Source organism: Streptomyces sp. NPDC018029 (assembly GCF_044327655.1).
Classification (GTDB): Bacteria; Actinomycetota; Actinomycetes; order Streptomycetales; family Streptomycetaceae; genus Streptomyces.
In genome coordinates this window covers 597,710-617,176 of record NZ_JBIRFV010000003.1, presented here as the reverse complement: position 1 = coordinate 617,176, position 19,467 = coordinate 597,710, and the positions used below count along the sequence as shown (strand labels likewise).

17 protein-coding genes are annotated in these 19,467 nt (G+C 71.6%); 5 read left to right on the top strand and 12 right to left on the bottom strand.

The features are described from left to right. Positions 1–18: 18 nt before the first annotated feature. Both ACH4D5_RS11460 and ACH4D5_RS11455 read left to right on the top strand, forming a co-directional pair. Positions 19–1,566: an alpha/beta hydrolase gene (locus ACH4D5_RS11460; protein ID WP_398300942.1), complete on the top strand. Its 1,548-nt coding sequence runs from the start codon at positions 19–21 to the stop codon at positions 1,564–1,566. A gap of 71 nt (positions 1,567–1,637) precedes the next feature. Further along, on the top strand, positions 1,638–3,215 hold the full coding sequence (locus ACH4D5_RS11455) for an alpha/beta hydrolase (RefSeq protein ID WP_398300940.1): 1,578 nt from the start codon (positions 1,638–1,640) through the stop codon (positions 3,213–3,215). Between the two features lie 45 nt (positions 3,216–3,260). On the opposite strand, the gene moeZ is transcribed toward ACH4D5_RS11455, so the two are convergent. The 12 genes from moeZ to ACH4D5_RS11395 form a co-directional block, all read right to left on the bottom strand. Beyond that, positions 3,261–4,439, bottom strand: coding sequence for an adenylyltransferase/sulfurtransferase MoeZ (moeZ, locus tag ACH4D5_RS11450; protein ID WP_398300939.1), 1,179 nt, complete (start codon positions 4,437–4,439; stop codon positions 3,261–3,263). A gap of 63 nt (positions 4,440–4,502) precedes the next feature. Then, the gene (locus tag ACH4D5_RS11445) at positions 4,503–5,252 is read right to left on the bottom strand and encodes a spherulation-specific family 4 protein (protein ID WP_398300938.1); all 750 of its coding nucleotides are present in this window, start codon (positions 5,250–5,252) and stop codon (positions 4,503–4,505) included. Further along, positions 5,240–6,199 (bottom strand): NAD-dependent epimerase/dehydratase family protein, encoded by a 960-nt coding sequence (locus ACH4D5_RS11440; protein WP_398300936.1) that lies wholly within the window; start codon positions 6,197–6,199, stop codon positions 5,240–5,242. The genes ACH4D5_RS11445 and ACH4D5_RS11440 overlap by 13 nt, the downstream gene beginning before the upstream one ends. Positions 6,200–6,431: 232 nt before the next feature. Beyond that, positions 6,432–7,823, bottom strand: a complete 1,392-nt coding sequence (locus ACH4D5_RS11435; protein ID WP_398300934.1) for a hypothetical protein — start codon at positions 7,821–7,823, stop codon at positions 6,432–6,434. Next, entirely contained in the window at positions 7,820–9,574 is a 1,755-nt protein-coding gene (locus ACH4D5_RS11430) for a DUF3492 domain-containing protein (protein WP_398300932.1), read from the bottom strand. Before ACH4D5_RS11430 ends, ACH4D5_RS11435 begins: the two co-directional genes overlap by 4 nt. Before the next feature lie 201 nt (positions 9,575–9,775). Next, positions 9,776–11,407 carry a dipeptide ABC transporter ATP-binding protein gene (locus ACH4D5_RS11425; RefSeq protein ID WP_398300930.1) on the bottom strand — a complete coding sequence of 544 codons (1,632 nt, stop codon included), beginning with the start codon at positions 11,405–11,407 and terminating at the stop codon, positions 9,776–9,778. Beyond that, entirely contained in the window at positions 11,404–12,474 is a 1,071-nt protein-coding gene (locus ACH4D5_RS11420; RefSeq protein WP_398300928.1) for an ABC transporter permease, read from the bottom strand. Before ACH4D5_RS11420 ends, ACH4D5_RS11425 begins: the two co-directional genes overlap by 4 nt. Next, positions 12,471–13,406, bottom strand: a complete 936-nt coding sequence (locus ACH4D5_RS11415) for an ABC transporter permease (RefSeq protein WP_398300926.1) — start codon at positions 13,404–13,406, stop codon at positions 12,471–12,473. The genes ACH4D5_RS11420 and ACH4D5_RS11415 overlap by 4 nt, the downstream gene beginning before the upstream one ends. Beyond that, positions 13,403–15,127: an ABC transporter substrate-binding protein gene (locus tag ACH4D5_RS11410; RefSeq protein WP_398300924.1), complete on the bottom strand. Its 1,725-nt coding sequence runs from the start codon at positions 15,125–15,127 to the stop codon at positions 13,403–13,405. Before ACH4D5_RS11410 ends, ACH4D5_RS11415 begins: the two co-directional genes overlap by 4 nt. 146 nt (positions 15,128–15,273) lie before the next feature. Next, positions 15,274–15,366 carry an Ms4533A family Cys-rich leader peptide gene (locus ACH4D5_RS11405; protein WP_317987152.1) on the bottom strand — a complete coding sequence of 31 codons (93 nt, stop codon included), beginning with the start codon at positions 15,364–15,366 and terminating at the stop codon, positions 15,274–15,276. Positions 15,367–15,448: 82 nt separating this feature from the next. Beyond that, complete coding sequence (locus ACH4D5_RS11400; protein ID WP_398300923.1) at positions 15,449–16,570, bottom strand: DUF3152 domain-containing protein; 1,122 nt, start codon at positions 16,568–16,570, stop codon at positions 15,449–15,451. A 242-nt stretch (positions 16,571–16,812) separates the two neighbouring features. Beyond that, on the bottom strand, positions 16,813–17,814 hold the full coding sequence (locus ACH4D5_RS11395) for an alpha/beta fold hydrolase (RefSeq protein WP_398300922.1): 1,002 nt from the start codon (positions 17,812–17,814) through the stop codon (positions 16,813–16,815). A gap of 192 nt (positions 17,815–18,006) precedes the next feature. Between ACH4D5_RS11395 and ACH4D5_RS11390 the strand changes: the two genes are divergently transcribed. From ACH4D5_RS11390 to ACH4D5_RS11380, 3 genes are all read left to right on the top strand, one after another. Then, positions 18,007–18,225: a hypothetical protein gene (locus ACH4D5_RS11390; protein ID WP_398300920.1), complete on the top strand. Its 219-nt coding sequence runs from the start codon at positions 18,007–18,009 to the stop codon at positions 18,223–18,225. A 190-nt stretch (positions 18,226–18,415) separates the two neighbouring features. Continuing rightward, a complete protein-coding gene (locus tag ACH4D5_RS11385) occupies positions 18,416–19,057 on the top strand; it encodes a TetR/AcrR family transcriptional regulator (protein WP_362999487.1) in 642 nt (213 codons plus the stop codon). 139 nt (positions 19,058–19,196) lie between these two features. Beyond that, positions 19,197–19,424, top strand: a complete 228-nt coding sequence (locus ACH4D5_RS11380; RefSeq protein ID WP_055565193.1) for a DUF3107 domain-containing protein — start codon at positions 19,197–19,199, stop codon at positions 19,422–19,424. The last annotated feature ends 43 nt before the right edge of the window (positions 19,425–19,467 follow it).

The following is a 19,467-nucleotide window of genomic DNA, read 5'->3' as shown; positions in this document are numbered from 1 at the left end:
CCCCTTCAGGATGAGCACATGCCCACACTGTCCCAGCCGCGCGCCAGCGCTCTGGCCGCCGCCACCCTGCTTCTGTCCGCCACGCTCGCGGCGTGCGGCGGCAGCGACTCCAAGGACGAGGACCTGTCGGCTCAGAAGCTGAGCTGGAAGGACTGCCCCGCGCCCGCCGCCTCCGAGGGCGGCGGTGACGCCCCGTCGCCGCTGCCGGGCGGCGCCGAGTGGCAGTGCGCCACTATGAAGGCGCCTCTCGACTGGGCGAAGCCCAAGGGCGACACGATCGACATCGCGCTGATCAAGGCGGCGACGAGCGGCGACAAGAAGGACCGCATCGGATCCCTCGTCTTCAACTTCGGTGGCCCGGGCGGCTCGGGCATCACCACGCTGCCCGCCTTCGGTGCGGAGTACGCCAAGCTGCGCACCCGCTACGACCTGGTGAGCTTCGACCCGCGCGGCGTCGGCCGCAGCGCGGGCATCGAGTGCGAGGACGACGACGCGCTCGACACATACTTCCAACAGGACTCCACGCCGGACGACGAGGCCGAGAAGAAGAAGCTCATCGACAACGTGAAGAGCTTCAATAACGGCTGCGCGAAGAACGCCGGCGACACCCTCCCGCACGTCCGCACCACCGACGCGGCCCGCGACATGGACCTGATGCGCCAGGTCCTCGGCGACGACAAGCTGCACTACTTCGGCATCTCGTACGGCACCGAACTCGGCGGCGTCTACGCACACTTGTTCCCGAAGAAGGTGGGCCGGGCCGTCTTCGACGCGGTCGTCGACCCCACGCAGAACGCCGAACAGGGCTCGCTCGGCCAGGCCGAGGGGTTCCAGCTGGCGCTCGACAACTTCGCGAAGGACTGCACCTCCCAGGAGGCGGACTGCCCGGTCGGCGACACCGAGCAGGACGTCAAGGACCGGATCGCGAAGCTCCTGAAGGACCTGGACAGCAAGCCGATCACCGGCCTGCCGCCCCGCGAACTGACGCAGACCGCCGCGACCAACGGCATCGCGCAGTCGCTGTACTCCAAGGACTTCTGGCCGTACCTCACCCAGGGCCTCGAAGAGGCCTACGAGGGTGACGGCAAGATCCTGATGGCACTCTCCGACTCGATGAACGGACGCAACGAGGACGGCGAGTACAACAACATCCAGTCCGCAAACGTCTCCATCAACTGCGCGGACGACAAGGCGCGTTACTCCACGGAGTACGTCGAGAAGAGGCTGCCCGAGTTCCGCAAGGCCTCACCGCTGTTCGGCGACTACCTGGCCTGGGGCATGGTCGGCTGCACCGACTGGGCGGTCGAGGGCCAGGCCGACCACCCCGACGTGAGCGCCGAGGGCGCGCCGCCCGTCGTCGTCATCGGCAACACCGGCGACCCTGCCACGCCGTACGAGGGCGCCCGCAAGATGGCGCAGGCGCTCGGCAAGGGCGTCGGCGTCGAGCTGACGTACAAGGGCCAGGGACACGGCGCGTACGACAGCAAGAACAAGTGCGTGCGGGACGCCGTGGACGGCTATCTGCTGAAGGGCACGGTCCCGAAGGCGGGGACGGTCTGCTCCTGACCGGCTCGAACCGCTGTCAGAGGCCCCACCTACTATGGCCTGAACTGTCTTCCGAGGGGGGAAGCGCTTCTATGCAGCGTTTTGTACGGTCCGCGGCCCTGGCCGCCGCCGGAGTGCTGGTGGCGGGCCTGGCCGCCGGGTGTGGGTCGTCCGACGACGGCGACGGCGACGGGGACCGGAGCGACGGAAAGGGCCCCTCGGCGACCGCTCCCGAGCCACGGCCGAAGCCGGATCCCTCCTCGACCCTGCCCGCCTCGGTGACCTCCCAGAAGCTGGACTGGGGCCGCTGCGAGGCGCCCGAGGGAGGCAGCGCGCCGGGAGCCGAGTGGCAGTGCTCGACGCTCAAGGTCCCGCTGGACTACGCCAAGCCGGACGGCGAGACCATCGGCATCGCCCTGATCCGCGCCAGGAGCACGGGCAAGGGCGACCGCATCGGCTCCCTCCTCTTCAACTTCGGCGGCCCCGGCGGTTCCGGCGTCTCCGGGCTCCCGTCCTTCGCCGACTCGTACGACGCGCTGCGCAAGCGGTACGACCTGGTGAGCTTCGACCCGCGCGGGGTCGCGGCGAGCGAGGGCGTGCGCTGCCGTGACGACAAGGCGACCCAGGCAGCCGAGAAGAAGGTCGACCTCACACCGGACACCCCGGCCGAGGAGAAGGCCTACTTCAAGGACGCGGCGGACTTCGGCGCGGGCTGCGCGCAGGGCTCGAAGAAGCTCATCGGGCACATCTCGACGGAGGACGCGGCCCGTGACATGGACGTCATGCGCCAGGTCCTCGGCGACGACAAGCTGCACTACTTCGGCGTCTCGTACGGCACCGAACTCGGCGGTGTCTACGCACACTTGTTCCCGAAGAAGGTGGGCCGGGCCGTCTTCGACGCGGTCGTCGACCCGAGCGCGGACTCGATCGGTCACGCGGAGAACCAGGCGAGGGGCTTCCAGCGCGCCCTCGACAACTACTTCAAGTCGCGCGGCCAGGACCCGAAGGCGGGCTCCGCGAAGATAGAGAAGCTGTTCGAGCGCCTGGACGCCGAGCCGATGCGGACCTCGGGCGACCGGAAGCTCACCGAGTCCCTCGCGCACACCGGCATCCTGGTCACCCTCTACAGCAAGCAGACCTGGCCCGCGCTCACCCGCGGCCTGGAGGACGCCGAGAAGGGCGACGGTTCGGCCCTGCTCCAGCTCGCCGACGCGTACAACGAACGCGACGCCTCGGGCCGCTACAGCACCCAGGGCCACTCCCAGCGGGCGATCTCCTGCCTGGACGCCAAGGCACGGACCACTCCGGAGGAGGCGAAGAAGCGCCTGGACCGGTTCCGCGGGATATCGCCGGTCTTCGGGGAGTTCCTGGGCTGGGACACGGCGGGCTGGTGCCACGAGTGGCCGGTGGCCGGGCTGCACGACTCCCCCGAGGTGAGCGCGCCCGGCGCCGCCCCGATCCTCGTCGTCGGCAACACCGGCGACCCGGCGACCCCTTACGAGGGCGCCCGCAAGATGGCGGACGAGCTCGGCAAGGGCGTCGGCGTCCACCTGACGTGGAAGGGCGAGGGCCACGGGGCGTACGGGAACGGCAGCTCCTGCGTGGACGGCGCGATCGACACGTATCTGCTGGACGGCAAGGCCCCGAAGGACGGCAAGGTCTGCTCATGAGAAAAGGCCCCGCTCACCGAGGGTGAGCGGGGCCTTTTCAACAGGTCAGTAGACCGGCTTCTCGGGCTCGATCTGGTGGACCCAGCCGATCACGCCGCCGCCCACGTGCACCGCGTCCGCGAAGCCCGCGGACTTCAGCACCGCGAGGACTTCCGCACTGCGGACACCCGTCTTGCAATGCAAGACGATCTTCTTGTCCTGGGGCAGGTCCTGGAGGGCGGTGCCCATCAGGAACTCGTTCTTCGGGATCAGCTTGGCGCCGGGGATCGAGACGATCTCGTACTCGTTCTGCTCGCGGACGTCGATGATCTCGATCTTCTCGTCCGCGTCGATCCACTCCTTGAGCTGCTTGGGAGTGATCGTCGAACCGGCCGCCGCCTCCTGGGCCTCCTCGGACACGACGCCGCAGAAGGCCTCGTAGTCGATGAGCTCGGTGACGGTGGGGTTCTCGCCGCAGACCGCGCAGTCGGGGTCCTTGCGGACCTTGACCTGGCGGTACTGCATCTCCAGGGCGTCGTAGATCATCAGGCGGCCGACGAGCGGCTCACCGATGCCCGCCAGGAGCTTGATGGCTTCGTTGACCTGGATGGAGCCGATCGACGCGCACAGCACGCCGAGCACGCCGCCCTCGGCGCAGGAGGGCACCATGCCGGGCGGCGGGGGCTCCGGGTAGAGGCAGCGGTAGCACGGACCGTGCTCGCTCCAGAAGACGGACGCCTGGCCGTCGAAGCGGTAGATGGAACCCCACACGTACGGCTTGTTGAGGAGCACGCACGCGTCGTTGACCAGGTAGCGGGTCGCGAAGTTGTCCGTGCCGTCGACGATCAGGTCGTACTGGGCGAAGATGTCCATCACGTTGTCGGCCTCGAGCCGCTCTTCGTGCAGGACCACGTTCACGTACGGGTTGATGCCGAGGACCGAGTCCTTCGCGGACTCCGCCTTGGAGCGGCCGATGTCCGCCTGGCTGTGGATGATCTGGCGCTGCAGGTTGGACTCGTCGACCTCGTCGAACTCGACGATGCCGAGCGTGCCCACACCGGCCGCGGCCAGGTACATCAGCGCCGGCGACCCGAGGCCACCGGCGCCGACACACAGCACCTTGGCGTTCTTCAGCCGCTTCTGCCCGTCCATCCCGACGTCGGGGATGATCAGGTGGCGGGAGTACCTGCGAACCTCATCGACGGTGAGCTCGGATGCGGGCTCGACCAGGGGTGGCAGCGACACGGGGACTCCGTTGGTCGGTAATGCGGAACGGTTGTTCTGCAAGTAACACTGCCACGCCCTTCTTCATTCCGAGACACCCGTTCCGATACGCGAGACGATTTCGTCCCAGTAACCGGGCATGGACTCCCAGGGGTCGCCCGGGCAGCCGCCGTCCACGCGGTCCGTGAAGTAGATCGTCGAGGCGCCCTGCCAGCGCGCGATGCGCAGCGCCTCGTCGAGGTGGCCGCGCGGCATGCCGTGCACGAAGTGGCAGAAGTGCTCGGGCGGATAGTCGGCGGTCCACTCGGCCACCTGTGACCAGCGGTAGTCGCTCCACGGGCCGGAGAAGGTCACCAACTGGTCGCCCGTCTCGGCGTATCCGGGGTACGGATGGGTGCCGTGGCCGAGCACGATGTGCGCGTCGTCGATCAGGGCGCGCAGGGTCGTGACGGTCCTGCGCACCTCCGGGAGCGCGGCCCGTTCGGTCGGGCAGCGGTCCAGGGAGAAGCCGTCGACCTGGTACCAGTCGAGGTAGCGGTGGGCGTCGGAGACCAGCTCTCCGAAGGCGCGGGCCCCGTACGTCGTGTCGAGGTGGCCGAGCACCCGGACGCCCGCGTTCCGCAGTCGGCCCGCCGCCTCCAGGCAGTGCGGGTCGGGCCGCTCGCCCGGACCGTTCGCCACATTCAGTACAACCCACTTCAAAGGGGTGCCGGGCCGGGCGAGCCGGGACCATTCGCCGGGGGCGACGAGCGGGTGGGCGAAGCCGGGGATGCCGAAGCCGACGCGTACCTCGGTGCTCGCGGTGTGCCTGCTGGTTCTGGTCAGATGCGGCATGCGGCCTCCATCCAGATGTCGGCGAGTGACTCTTCGAGGTTGATGCGGGGCCGCCAGCCGAGCCGGTCGCGTGCGGTGCGCACGTCGGCCTGCTGCCAGCTGCCGCAGCCGTCCGGGTAGGGGTACGCGGCGGCGGCCGGCAGTCCGTGCTCGGATTCGCCGCGGGGGTGGCCGATGGATGTCCGCAGGGGCACTTGGTCGAGCTCGTGGAGCGCTCCGCCGTACCCGGCGACGCGGGCCAGCACGGCGGCCGCGTCCCGCAGGCGTACGGCCCGGCCCGCGCCGATGTTCACGACGCCCTGCGCGGCGGAGAGCGAGGCGGCGTGCACGGCGCGCGCCACGTCGCGTACGTCGACGAAGTCCCGTTGCACGCCGAGCCCGCCGAGTTTCAGCTCGCCGTCCCCCGCCTGCATCGCGCGCCGCATGGCTTCCGCGAGCCGGCCGAGCGGCGATCCGGCGGGCGTGCCGGGTCCGGCGGGCGAGAAGACCCGCAGGACGACGGCGTCGAGGCCGGAGCCGAGCACCAGCTCGGTGGCCGCCAGCTTGCTGACGCCGTAGGGCCCGCCGGGCCGCGGCACCGCGTCCTCGGCCGTCGAGGAGCCCGGCTGGCTCGGCCCGTACTCCGCGCCGCAGCCGAGCTGCACGAGGCGCGCCCCGCAGCCGCTGCGCCGCAGGGCCTCGCAGATGGTGGCGACGGCGACGGTGTTGTGCCGGGTCAGGTCGCGGGCGCCGCCCCTGGTCGCGCCGGCGCAGTTGATGACGACGCCCGGGTGCACGGCGTCCAGGAAGCGCGTGAGCGCGCCGGGGCTTCCGCTGGCGAGGTCGAACCGTACGTCCGAGTCGTCGCCGCGGCCGAGTGCGGTGAGCTGCACCGCCGGGTCGGCGAGCAGCCGGTCGGCGACGAACCGGCCGAGGTATCCGTTGGCTCCGATCAGCAGCACCCTCATCGGGCGCCTCCCGGGGTGGCCGCTCGGCGGCGGAGACGGCTGCGGGTGGTCATCTGTCTTTCTCCTTCGGGAGGGTTGCCGTGGTGCACGGGGTCGGGCCCGCGGTGTCGGCCCCGCGGGAGAGTGGTCCTGGTGGTCTCGGGGGGCCTGAGTGGTGGTTGAGGCCCTGGTGGTCTCGCCGGTCGTGCCGGGCGTGCCAGTCGTGCCGGGTGTGCCGGTCTGTGGGCGGCGCTCACGGCGCATCACGGGCGCCGGCGTGCGCGGAGGCCAGGGTCAGGGTCCTGGCCGCGTGGACCAGGAGGACGAGGGCGGCGCCACCGCAGGCGACGGCCGGTACGACGCCGGGTCCCCACGCGTCGACGGCGCCCGCGACCGGCACGGCCAGCGCGTCGCAGCCGGGCAGTCGGCCCGCGAACACCAGGGCCAGGGCGGCCGCTTCGGAGGCACCGGCGGCGCCGAGCAGGAGGGCGGGGGCGCGGCGGAAGCCGTAGACGCCGAGCAGCCGCGCGAGCAGCAGCAGCGCGCCGAGGGCGGCGGCCCCGACGAGGGTCACCGCCCCGCCGTCCGGGCCGGCGCTCAGGTCTGCGCTGAGACCAGAACTAAGACCGGCGCTCAGGCCGGCGCCCGCCCCGCCCTCGGCCTCGCCGAGCAGCGCGTACGCCAGCGCGAGCAGCGCCACGAGCGCCCCCAGGAAGAGTGCGAACACGCCGCACAGCAGCGGCCTCACGGAGGCGGCGAACTCATCGAGCCCGCGGCTGGCGGCGAGCCGTCCCGCGGCCCGTACCGCGAAGAGGCGGGCGCACCAGATCGCGGGCGCGACGGCCAGGGCGAGGCCCAGGAGCGCGGCGACCGCCGGGTCCCAGAGGTCACCGGGCCCACCAGGCCCGCCCGGTCCGCCCTGTCCACCCGCGACGACACCCGCAAGGAGGCCGTCACCGAGCAGGGCGTACGCGAGAAGCCAGCACATCCACGCGCGCGTGGCCCTCGGTTGGCGGCCGACGGCCCGCAACGGCCCGTACCGCAGGGCGATGCGCAGGGCCACCCCTACGGCGAGTGCGCCGAGGGGCGCGATCACGAACCGCGCGCTTCCCTCACCGATGCCGAGTGCGACCACGGCTGCCGCGCACACGGTGCCGGGCAGCAGGGCGAACAGGGCCCAGCCGGGCGGCACTTCGGGTAGGCGGCGCGGGCCGCTGCCCGTACCCGTATCCGTATCCGTGCCCCTAGAGGTCACGCCCCCGGTGGTCGCACCCCCGGTGGTCGCGCCCCCGGCGTCCGCATGAGGCACGCGCGCGTACATCTCCTCGGCCAGCGCGAACACGTCCCGGTGCCGGAAGCGCGCGGCCGCCCGGTCGGTGATGCCGTGCGCCTCCAGGCCCGCGGCGATCTCCAGCGGGTCGACGGCGCGTTCGCACAGCTCGCGGTGGTGGTGCAGGAGGGCCTTCACGGGGTCGGCGGTAGCGCGGCGCGGGGGCTTGCCGCGCGCGTCCCAGCCGCTGTCGCCGTCGTCACCACTGAGGGCGCCCCCGGAACGGGCTGCGCTGCCGGAACCGACTGCGCTGTCGGAACCGGCTGCACTGTCGCTGAACGCCCTAACACCCTCTTGTCGCTGCGTGCGGCTCATACGGCGGCCTCCCTCAACTCCGCGTGCGTTGCCGCCTCTTCCACCGCGGCCCACCTCGGCACCCCGCCACCCTCGGCCCCCGGCTCCGCAGCGGGCGTCCTGCCCGCCGCGACCGCCCAGCGCCCCGGGAGATACGCCTCCGCCGGGTTCGCGAACGGCACCGGCTCGCCCGCCTCGTCCACCGCGTCCCTGCGCACCGGGCAGTGCGAGACGATCTCCAGGTAAATGCTTCGGAACGCTGTGACGTTCTGCTCGACGGTGAAGAGTTCGAGGGCTCGCGCCCGCGCCGCCGCGCCCAGGCGCGCACAGCGCTCGGGGTCGCGCAGCAGCGTCACGCACGCCTCCGCGAGCGCCCGCGGATCGCGCGGCGGCACGACGAGCCCCGTGCCGCCGATGACCTCCACCACCGCTCCGACGTCCGTCGAGACGGTCGCGCGCCCGCAGAACATGGCCTCGACCAGGCCGGCCGGAAAGCCCTCGGCGACGCTCGACAGGACGACGACGCCCGCGGCGGCGTACGCCTCCGCGACTCTCGGTGCGTCGGGCCCTCCGGCCTCCTCGAAGGAGACGGGGTTGTCGCCCGCGGAGTGCGCGCTCGCCGCCTCGTCGGGGAAAAGCTCGGCGGCGAGGGCCCGGCAGTGCGCGAGATACGCCCGGGCATCGGGCCCTTCCGCGGGGGGCCCGACGATCCGCAGGCGCGCCCCCGGCACCTCCTGGCGGATCTCCCGGAAGGCGTGGAGCAGCGAGACCAGGTCCTTGGCGGGCTCGACACGGCCGGCCCACAGGAGGGTCTCGGGACCGGCGGCGAAGTCGTCGTAACCCCGCTCCCCGATCTCCGAGAAGCGGTCGGCCTCCATGCCGGGGTGGACGGTGCGCAGCTTGGCGCGGTCGGCGCCGCAGCGCTCCTGCCAGCGCCGGGCGTGGCTGTCGCCGGGGGTGACGAGCGTGGCCCCGCGGTAGACCTCGGCGGCGAGGAGGCCGTGGAAGGAGGCGAGGAGCGCCCGGGCCGGCGCGCCGAGGTCCGTGTCGCCCGCGGGGAGATGGCGCGCCCGAAGCTGCGCGCCGTACTCGGTGACGAGTAACGGCACGCCGGCGAAGTGCCCGGCCAGCAGCCCCGGCAGCGCCGCGGGGCCGCCGGACGTGGCGTGGCAGAGGTCGACGGCGCCGAGGCCGTCCGCGCCGTACCAGTCGAGGGAGAGCGGCCTCAGCGCGCGCTCCATCAGGCCCGCGACGGTGAGCAGGTCGGGCACCCGCGCGGCGTGGGCGGCGCGCAGCGCGCCGGGCGCGCGGCACGCGCTCTCCAGCGTGCGGACGGCGGACTCGGAACGCAGTGCGCCGACCAGTCCGCCCTCGTCGCTGGCGAGTTCGGCGAGCCCGTACAGAGCGTTGCTGAAACGGTCCGCCACATCGCCGGGGCCGTCTCCCGAGCCTCCCGCTCCCCCACAGCACACCGCCCCTGCCAGCTCCCCGAAGCACTCGGCGAACCTCCGCCGCGCGCGCCGTCCGCGCCCCCCGCGCGGCCCCGCGGCACGGAGCGCCTCGTCGGCGGCGGTCCACAGCGGCGCCGTGCGCACCCGGCCGACCTGGGGCGGGAGTGCGACCCAGCCCTCCGCCTCCTGCCGCTCGCTGCGGCTGAGCGCGTAGATGTCGAACTCGTGCTGCCCGAGCCCACGTACGAGCCGGTCGCACCAGAGCCTCGTCTCACCGCTCACATACGGATAGCCACCCTCCGTAAGCAGTCCGACGCGCACGAGCGCACCCCCGATCTCCCGTTCGGTGAGCCGCCGTTGGACCGGCGGCTTGCAGCGGGACGAACGTATGCGGTCATGCAGGTGGCGCGACGGACGGTTGTCCGTCGCGCCACCAGAAGGGGTGAACGGCAGTAACTTTCTCGCGCCGGTAGCGTTCTGTCGCGCTATAGAGGCCCGGAAGCCCCCTTTCGTCACGGACGGTCAGGCTGCGGCCAGCTCCCTGCGGGCCTCCCTGCGCCGCGCCGCCGCCTCCGGGTCGAGCGCGGGCACGGCGGCGAGCAGCCGTCGCGTGTACGGGTGCCGCGGCGAGCCGTAGACCTCGTCCACGGGCCCGTGTTCGACGATCCTTCCCTGCCGCATCACCGCGACCCGGTCGCTGACCTGCCGCACCATGGCCAGGTCGTGCGCGACGAAGACCAGTGCGATTCCCAGCTCCCGCTGCAGCTCGGCGAGCAACGCGGTCACCTGCGCCTGGGTCGTCACGTCGAGTGCCGACACCGGCTCGTCGCACACGATGAGCCGCGGCTCGGCGGCGAGCGCCCGCGCGATGCCGACGCGCTGGCGCTGTCCGCCGCTGAACTCGTGCGGGTAGCGGTCGTAGTGCGCGGGGTCGAGGCCGACGCGCTCCAGGAGTTCGCGCACTCTCCTCCGTACGAAGGAGTCGCTCTCGCCCCGCGCGCGCAGCGGATCGGCGACGGACTCACCGATGGACCGCCGCGGATTGAGCGAGGAGACGGGGTCCTGGAACACCATCTGCACCCCGGGCACCACCCGGCCGCCGGGCTTCTCCACGCCCCCGTGGCGGAGCTGCCCCGCGGTCGGTTCCAGGAGTCCCACCAGCATCCGCCCGAGCGTGGTCTTGCCGCTGCCGCTCTCGCCGACCACGCCGAGGGTCTCCCCGCGGCGGACGGTGAGGGAGACGTCGTCGACGGCGGTGACGGCACGCTTGCCGCGCCCGAACTCCCGCCGCAGCCCGACCGCTTCGATAACGACCTCGCCGTCTCCCTCGCCCCCGTGCGAGGGCGCCAGCGGCGAGTCCACTCGCGGCACGGCCTTGAGCAGCTCCTGCGTGTACGCCTCCCGGGGCGCCCCGAGCACCTCACGGACCGCCCCGCGTTCCACCACCCGTCCGCCCCGCATGACCAGGATCTCGTCGACGCTCTCCGCGGCGACGCCCACGTCGTGGGTGACCAGGAGCAGTCCCATGCCGGTCTCGTGGCGCAGCGTGTGGAGCAGGTCGAGGATCTGCGCCTGGACGGTGACGTCGAGCGCGGTGGTCGGCTCGTCGGCGACCAGCAGCGCGGGCTCGCACGCCAACGCCATGGCGATGAGCGTCCGTTGGCGCATGCCGCCGCTGAACTCGTGCGGGCGCGAGCGGGAGCGGCGTGCCGCGTCGGGGATGCCGACCCGGTCGAGCACCTGCACGGCACGCGCGCGTGCCGCACGCCGGGACGCACCCGTGTGCACGCGGTACACCTCGGCGATCTGGTCGCCCACCGCGTAGTACGGGTCGAGGGAGGAGAGCGGGTCCTGGAAGACCATCGCGGCCTTGCCGCCGCGCAGCCGCCGCAGTTCGGCGTCGGACGCTTCCTGTACGTCGACACCGTCGACCCGCACGGTCCCGCCGACCCGCGCGCCCGTGCCCCGGTGGAGGCCGAGCAGCGCGGACGCCACGGTGGACTTGCCCGACCCCGACTCGCCGACGAGGGCGAGCGCGCCGCCCGCCTCCAGCGTGAAGGAGAGCCCGTCGACCGCGCGCACCCCGGAACCCGCGCCCGCACCCGCGCCGGACCCGAACTCAACGGTCAGATCGGTGACTTGGACGAGACTCACGACAGCACCACCCGTCGGTCGGCCACCGCGTACAGGACGTCCGCGACGGCATTGGCGAGCACCACGAAGAAGCCGGTGACCATGACCATCCCGACGACCACCGGCAGGTCGACGACCTTGACCGCGTGCACGAGCTCGCGCCCGATGCCGGGCAGGCCGAACAGCGTCTCGCTGAGCACGGCACCCCCGAACATCGACCCGAAGTCGTTGGCGGTCAGGGCGATGACGGGTGCGACGGCGCCGCGCAGCGCGTGCTTCCCGATGATCGACCGCTCCCCCACGCCGTACGCGCGAAAGGTGCGCACGTGGTCGTCGGCGAGCGTCTCCAGCATCGAGGAGCGGGTCAGGCGCGCGTACTTGGCCGCCTCGATCAGGGCGAGCGACAGCCACGGCAGGAGCAGGTTCCACGCCCACTGCGTCGGGTCGTCCGCGAAGGCGACGTACTGCGGGAAGGGCAGCCACTGCAGCTGGCCGCAGACCACGATCATCAGCAGCAGGCCGATGACGAAGACGGGTGTGGCGGTGCCCGCGAGCGTGACGGCGGTCAGCACGCGCTCGCCGATCCTGCCGCGCCGCCAGGCGGAGAGCACGCCGGTGCCGACGCCGAGGGCGAGCCACAGCACCATGGCGCCCAGCGCGAGCGACCCGGTGACCGGCAGCTTCGCCAGGATCAGCGCGGTGACCTGCTGGTCGCTCTGGTAGGAGACGCCGAGGCAGGGCGCGGCGCAGTGCTCGGTGCCGGTGCCGGTCGAGTAGTCGTGGCCGACGACGATGCCCTGGAGGAAGTCCCAGTAGCGCGCGTACAGCGGGTCGTCGAGCCGCAACTGCTCGGCGACCTGCTGGATTTGGGCGGGTGAGCAGCGGGGGCCGCAGGTGATCTGGGCGACGTCGCCCGGCGCGGCGTAGAACACCACGTAAATGATCACGGAGATGGCGAGGAGCGTGACGGCCGCGCCGACGAAGCGCCGCAGCAGAAACCCTGAGAGGCCGGAGAACCCGGAGAACCCAGAGAAACCGGAGAACCCGGAGAACCGGGAGAAACCAGAGAAGCGGGAGGAGCTGGTCATGCCCGGGCCTCCTGCTTCCGGCCCGTCCCGATCCGCAGCCGCGAGCCGGCCCGCGGGTCGAGCGCCCTGCGCACGCCGTCGCCGAGGACGGTGAGCGCGAGCACGGTCACGAACAGCGCGCTCGCCGGGTACAGCAGGTACTGCGGTGCCGCCTGGTACCAGACGTCCGCGGCGGTGAGCATCTGTCCCCACGACGGCGTCGGCGGCTGCACGCCGACGCCGAGGAAGGAGAGCGCGGCCTCGACCGTGATGTTGCCGGGGACGAGGAGCGCGGCGTAGGTGATGACGGGTGCGGCGAGTGCGGGCAGCAGTTCCCTGCGGGCGATCCGCAGGGAGCTCCAGCCGCTGAGCCGCGCGGCGGCCACGTGGTCGAGTTCCTTGAGCGTGACGGTCTGGGCGCGCACGAGCTTGGCCATGCTGCCCCAGGCGACGAGGCCGATGACGAGGGCGACGAGCACGGGCCGCGGGAAGCCGCTGGGCACGACCGCCATCAGCGCGAGCGCGAGGACCATGAGCGGCAGCGCCACGATGACGTCGGTGGCCCTGCTGAGCACCTGGTCGACCCAGCGGCTGCCGAATCCGGCGGCGATCCCGACCGCGACCCCGATGAACACCTGGACGACGGTCGCGGCGAGCGCGACACCGAGCGAGACCCGGGCGCCGTACACGAGCCGCGCGAAGAGGTCGCGCCCGGTCTGCGGCTCGACGCCGAGCCAGTGCTCGCCGCTGATCCCGCCGAGGGGGCCGACCGGCACGCCGCCGCGCGCCGAGTCGACGAGGTCCGGGTGGTACGTGGTGGGGTCCTGCCCCTCCAGGGCGGTGAGCAGCGGCGCGGCGAGCGCCACGAGGACGAGCAGCGCGACGAAGCCCGCCGCGACGAGGGCGGCGCGCTGCTCGCGCAGCCGCCTCCAGAAGAGCGTGCGGACCGTCACGACGACTCCACCGCGACTTGGGAGACGTCGAGGACGCCGGTCCAGTCGCTGATGACGACGTTCTTGACGTCCTTGCCGTACAGCCGCTTGTAGACCGGGTGGAAGAGCGGCACGGTCAGCGCCTTCTCGCCGATCTTCTTGTCGAGGGCGCCCCAGCGCTTCGCGGCGGCCTTCAGGTCGGTCAGCTTGTTGATCTCGTCGATCTCGTCGTTGACGGACTTGTCGTTCAGGAAGCCGGAGTTGAAGTTGGCGCCGTCCTTCACGATCTGCCGGCCGTCGAAGATCGGGGCGAGGAAGGGGCCGCCGGAGGGCCAGTCGGCGCCCCAGTGGGCGAGGAAGAGGCCGGGCTCGTTCTTGGCGCTGTGGGTCTTGTCCTTGTAGTCGTTGTCCTCGAGGCCCTGGAGCTTGACGGTGATGCCGGCCTTCTTGAGCGCGTCCTGGATCGCGGTGGCGATCTCGGGGCTGGTCTCGAAGTCCTTGGCGTTGGAGTGCGTGAGCGTGATGGTGAGCCCGTCCTTGTGACCGGCTTCCTTCAGGAGCTCCCTGGCCTTCTTCGGGTTGCCGGACGGGCCTGCCGGGAAGTGGTCGTATTTCGTGTATCCGAAGGACTTCTGGTTCGGCAGGTACGTGGTGGCGGGCTCGGCGAGCGAGGAGCCGCCCGCCGCGTTGACGACCGACGAGCGGTCCACGGCGTACGAGATGGCCTGGCGCACCTTCGGGTCGTCGAACGGCTTCACCTTCGGGTTGAAGGCGAGGTAGTTCGTGTAGCCGAAGTGGCCGGTGCCGACGTGCGAGGCGAGTTCCTTGTCGCCGGTGACCTTGGCGAGCTCGGCAGGGCCGAGGTTGGTGTCGGTGGTGACGGCGGCGGCGTCCGCGCCCTGGCTCGCGGAGAGCCGCTGGTTGATGACGGACGAGTCGAGCCCGGACCGTACGTCGATGACGTCGGGGTAGGCCTTCCGCTCGGTGTCGTTCTTCGCGGACCAGTGCGGGTTGCGCTCCAGGCGGAGCCGCTCTCCGTCGTTCTGGTTCTCGACGACCTTGTAGGGGCCGGACGAGATCGGGTGCTCCTCGTACTTGGTGCCCTTGTCCTTGGCCTTCGGCACGGGCGCGAACGACGTCTGGGTGGCCACGTAGTCGAAATCGCCCACGGGCTTGTTCAGATGGAAGACGATCGTCCGCTCGTCCGGCGTCTCGACCGAGTCCAGGCCGCCCTTGCTCTTGTACGGCCCTTCGTAGTCGGCGCCTCCGATCAGCCAGTCCCTCAAGAAGGGCGCGCCGCCGGACAGTTCGGCGGCGAAGGACCGCTCGATGCCGTACTTGATGTCGGCGGTCGTGATCGGCGAGCCGTCCTCGTACTTGAGCCCCTTCTTCAGGGTGTACGTCCACACGGTGGCGTTCTTGCTCGGCTTGCCGAGGCCCGTGGCGAGGTCGGGGACGACCTCCGTGCCCTTGGCGCCGTCCTCGCGGTTGCGGGTGGTCAGCGTGCGGAAGACGAGGCTCGGCACGTTGCCGCCGCCGGAGGTGTAGAGCCGCGCGGGGTCGAAGTCGGTCTGCGGGTCGCGGTTGAGGACGGTGAGCGTGCCGCCCTTGGCGGGCTTGCCGTCACCGCCGCTCCCGGCGTCGTTGTCCTTCGGGCCCGCGCAGGCGACGACGCCCGAGGCCAGGACCAGGCTGACGGATGCCGCTGCCACGCGGCGGGATATGACGGACGATCGACGCATCGGAAAGAGACCTCTCGGGGACGCAAAGGCGAAATGGGAGCGACAGAGCTCACCCCGGGAAAGGTGCGGGACACGACGGCATACGGATGCTCAGGACGATGTCAGCCGAAAGCCGGGAAAAAGCGACGCACTCGCCGGGGCGGGCGTCAGCAACAGTGGATGTCAGCCACGCAGAGCGCGGTCACGCCGAACAGCGCCAGCTCAATGGCGGCGCTCGACGGGGCGTGACTGTTCGACATGCGGAGAAATATGAACGAACTTCCGACAGATGTCAAAGCGGCCACCGGAGTGACGGACTCCGGAGGACCTCACCGCAGGGCCTCAACCCTTCGGAAAGGCCCAGGGGTTGGCCTTGCACTTGATGCCGTCGTGGTTCAGGAACTTCGTCTGCTGCTGCATGACCGGCGCGAGGCCGCCGTCCTTCGTGCAGTCCGTGTGGTTGAAGCCGAGCCGGTGCCCGACCTCGTGATTGATCAGCATCTGCCGGTACGGGAAGATCGCGCTGCCGAACTCCTTCTGGACGGCGTCGCCGTAGGTCTTCGCGCCCTGCGCCCACCGATAGGCATTGATCATCACGCGTTCCGTCGCCGCGGAATCGCACGACACATTGTCCTGGGTCGTGTCGAGACCGGATTTCGCGCACCAGGCGGCGGTCGTTCCCGGGCTCGCCAGCGTGACGACGAAATCGGGCTTCCCCGAGGAAATGCGCTCGAAGGTGCGGGCCCCGTCGTGGGCCCAACTCCGGTTGTCGTTCAGGGTTTTCTGTACGGCCTGCGCGAAGAGCTCGCCGTCCAGGCCGAGGCCCTCCTCCACGTCGACGCGATAGCGGAACAGCTGTCCCTTGCCGGGCGCTTTCTCGAACCCGGAGATCGCCGCGAAGTCGCCGGACGCCTTCAGTTTCGCGTCCATCGGGTTCTTCTGGCCCATTTTCTGCTCGTACGTCGCCGGGGGCTCGTCCTTCGCCTCGGCGGGCGTCGGACGGCGGTCCGAGCGGGATGCGGGGTCGTCCGTGTCGCGGGCGCCGCCCGGGGCGGCCTTGGTCCGCGTGTCGGAACCCTTCGCGCCGCCTGCGACCTGGCCCGCCACGACGACCGCGAGGACGGTGGTCATCGCGGCGGCCGCGACGCCGGCGAGCGCGCGGTTCCGGCCGCGCTTCTTGCCGTCGCGGTCACCGTCGCCGCCGTCGGCGGGTTCGGGAACGGCGTCCCAGTCGGTGACGGAGGCGTACGGGTCGCGGGGAGGGGGCGGCTGCGGGGCCTGCTTCTGCTCGCCCGCGGCACCGAAGTCGCCCTCGTCGTCGGGGAACGCGGCCATGTAGTCCTGGCGGGGCCCCGGCACACCGTGCCCGCCTCGGATCACGGGCCCGCCACCGCTGCCGGTGACATCACCCCAGCCGCCACCGGGCTCACGCTGCTCGGGGTGCCCGCCGCGAACGTGCGGCACTCCGTCGGCGGGGGTGCCGTGCGGAGGGGTGCCATCTGCAGCGGGGATGCCGTGCGCAGGGGTGCCGTCCGCAGCGGGGATGCCGTGCGGAGGCGTGCCGTCCGGCGCCTCCCGTCGGCGCCGCCGCCCCGTACCGGGCGTGGCCTGAGGTCCCACACCGTGCGAAGCCGGTGTGCCCGAGGTGCTGGTGTTGTCAGTCGTGTCTGCCGGACCGCGGCGGCTGTGACGTCCCACGCGCCGCCTCAGCTCCCCGAACCCGTGCGTGAGCCACCGCGGCCCAGGCCGCTCAACTCACCGGTGTCGACGAGCAGTTCACGGAACGCGAGCGCCACGCTCTCCGGATACTCCATCATCGCCACATGACCCGCGTCGGGCAGCGTGAGCAGCCGCGAGTCGCGGAACGCGGCGGCCGCCCTGCGGGCCATGCGGAAGGAGACGAGCAGATCGCGCCCGCCGTAGATGAGCAGAGTCGGCGCGAGCACCCGCTCCGCCTGCCGCCACAGTCCGTGCTGGCCGCCCAGCGTGTACGCGTTCACGATGCCGCGCGCAGTGCGGCTCATCGCGTCCCAGAAATAGGGGAGTTGGAGCCTGCGCTCCATCTCGCGGACCGCCGCGCTGAAACCTTCCGGCGTGACCCTGCCCGGGTCGCCGTAACAGAGGCCGAGGACGCCGCGCACCCGCTGCTCGGCCGTCCACTCCCGGGTGAGGCGGGTGAAGAGCGCGGCGACGCCCGGCACCGCGAGCAGCCCCGTCGGCACCGCCGTGCGCTGCACCCGCAGCTCCGGCAGGGCCGGCGAGACGAGCGTCAGCGTGCGGACCAGGTCGGGGCGGACCGCGGCGACGCGCGTCGTGACGGCGCCGCCCAGCGAGTTCCCGAAGAGGTGGACGGGGCCGCGGTCGCGCGCGTCGAGATAGCGGATGACCGCGCGGGCGTGCCCGGTGATGGAGTAGTCGCCGTCGTCCGGTGGCGGGGAGTCCCCGAAACCCGGCAGGTCGATCGCCTCGCAGTCGACGACGTCCGCAAGCTGCGGCATCAGGGCCGACCAGTTCTGCGAGGAGCCGCCGAGCCCGTGCACGTACAGCGCGGGCGGCAGGCCGGGGCCGGTCGAGGGCCGGGAACGCACGGTCAGCGAGAGGCCGGGCAGGGCCACCGAGTCGAGCCGCTCCCCCTCCGCGACCGCCACGGCACCCGGCTTGGGCGCGGCGGCGGAGGCCAGCAGGTTCGGCAGCTCGGTCGAAGACATGCGGCAATGTTACGAGACGATCACGCGGTAGTTCACGTGTTCGCTGTCACAGACCGCACACGGATCGCGTAGCGCCCCGTACGGGTCTCTTCTAGGCTCGAACCAGATCGCCATGAAGAGTGATGGGAATCGGGGGTACAGGGCACTCGCCCCATAAGGGCCACCACGTACCGCAAGGGAAGAGAGCCATAGATGAGTGTCGACCCGAGTGACCCCGAGACCTTCGAGACGGACGACAGCCCGCAGGAGCCCGGCGTCGAGGCCCCGGAGGCGGACGCGGCGGAGCAGCAGACCGATCTCACCCCCAGTCGGGACGACGCCCTCGAAGAGGTCGATCCGATCGTCGCCAACGAAGCCGACGTGGCGGAACAGGCCCGTGTCGTGGAACTCGACGAGGACGACTACCGCTGAGAGAGCCCGGCAGCCGGCCGGGGGCGGCACCGTCGGCTCGACCGTGTTTGCCCGGCTACGCACTGTTGGACAGGCCTTCTGCGGTCGTCCAGTCCGTGAAATTCTGCGTTCGCACCGCGCACATCACTGTTACCGAAAAGTACGATGGCGGCGCGGCGCTCACCGCACATCGGACCATTTGGGAGGCGGCGTGACAGCCATCGAGCAGACAGAGGCGGCGCGCCCGCGGGGCACACGGCTGCCGCGCCGTGCCCGACGCAACCAGCTCTTGGGGGCGGCCCAGGAAGTATTCGTCGCGCAGGGGTACCACTCCGCGGCGATGGACGACATCGCCGAGCGCGCCGGCGTCAGCAAGCCCGTGCTCTACCAGCACTTCCCGGGCAAGCTCGACCTCTACCTCGCCCTGCTCGACCAGCACTGCGAGTCGCTCCTGCAGTCCGTGCGCACGGCGCTCGCGTCCACCACGGACAACAAGCTCCGCGTCGCCGCGACGATGGACGCCTATTTCGCGTACGTCGAGGACGAGGGCGGCGCGTTCCGCCTGGTCTTCGAGTCGGACCTGACGAACGAGGCGGCGGTGCGCGAGCGCGTGGACCGCGTCACGCTCCAGTGCGCGGAGGCGATCTGCGAGGTCATCGCGGAGGACACCGGCCTGCCCAGGGACGAGGCGATGCTCCTCGCCGTGGGCCTCGGCGGGTACTCCCAGGTCGTCGCCCGGTACTGGCTGGCCAGTGACAGCACGGTCCCGCGCGAGAAGGCGGTCCAGCTGATCACGTCGCTCGCCTGGCGCGGCATCGCCGGCTTCCCGCTGCACGGCACGGAAGGCCACTGAGCCCTCGCGCTTTTGTTCCCGTGCCGTGTTCGCTACCGGCGTGCACGGCCGCGTCCGTTCCCGTCCCCTCACCGGGCTAATGTGTGCTGGGTACGGCGCGGACGGCCGCGCACAGACTGACCGTCGGAGGGACAAAGCCGTGGAGGTCAAGATCGGCGTGCAGTACGCGCCCCGCGAGATCGTGCTGGAGAGCGGCCAGAGCGCCGAGGAAGTCGAGCACGCGGTGTCCGAGGCGCTGACCGGCAAGTCGCCGCTGCTGAGCCTCGTGGACGACCACGGCCGCAAGGTCCTGGTTCCGGCCGACCGCCTCGCGTACGTGGAGCTGGGCGAGCCGACCGCGCGCAAGGTGGGATTCAGCGCCCTGTAGGACGCTTCTGGTGGATCTTCAGAGAACGGCCCGGTGGTTGGAC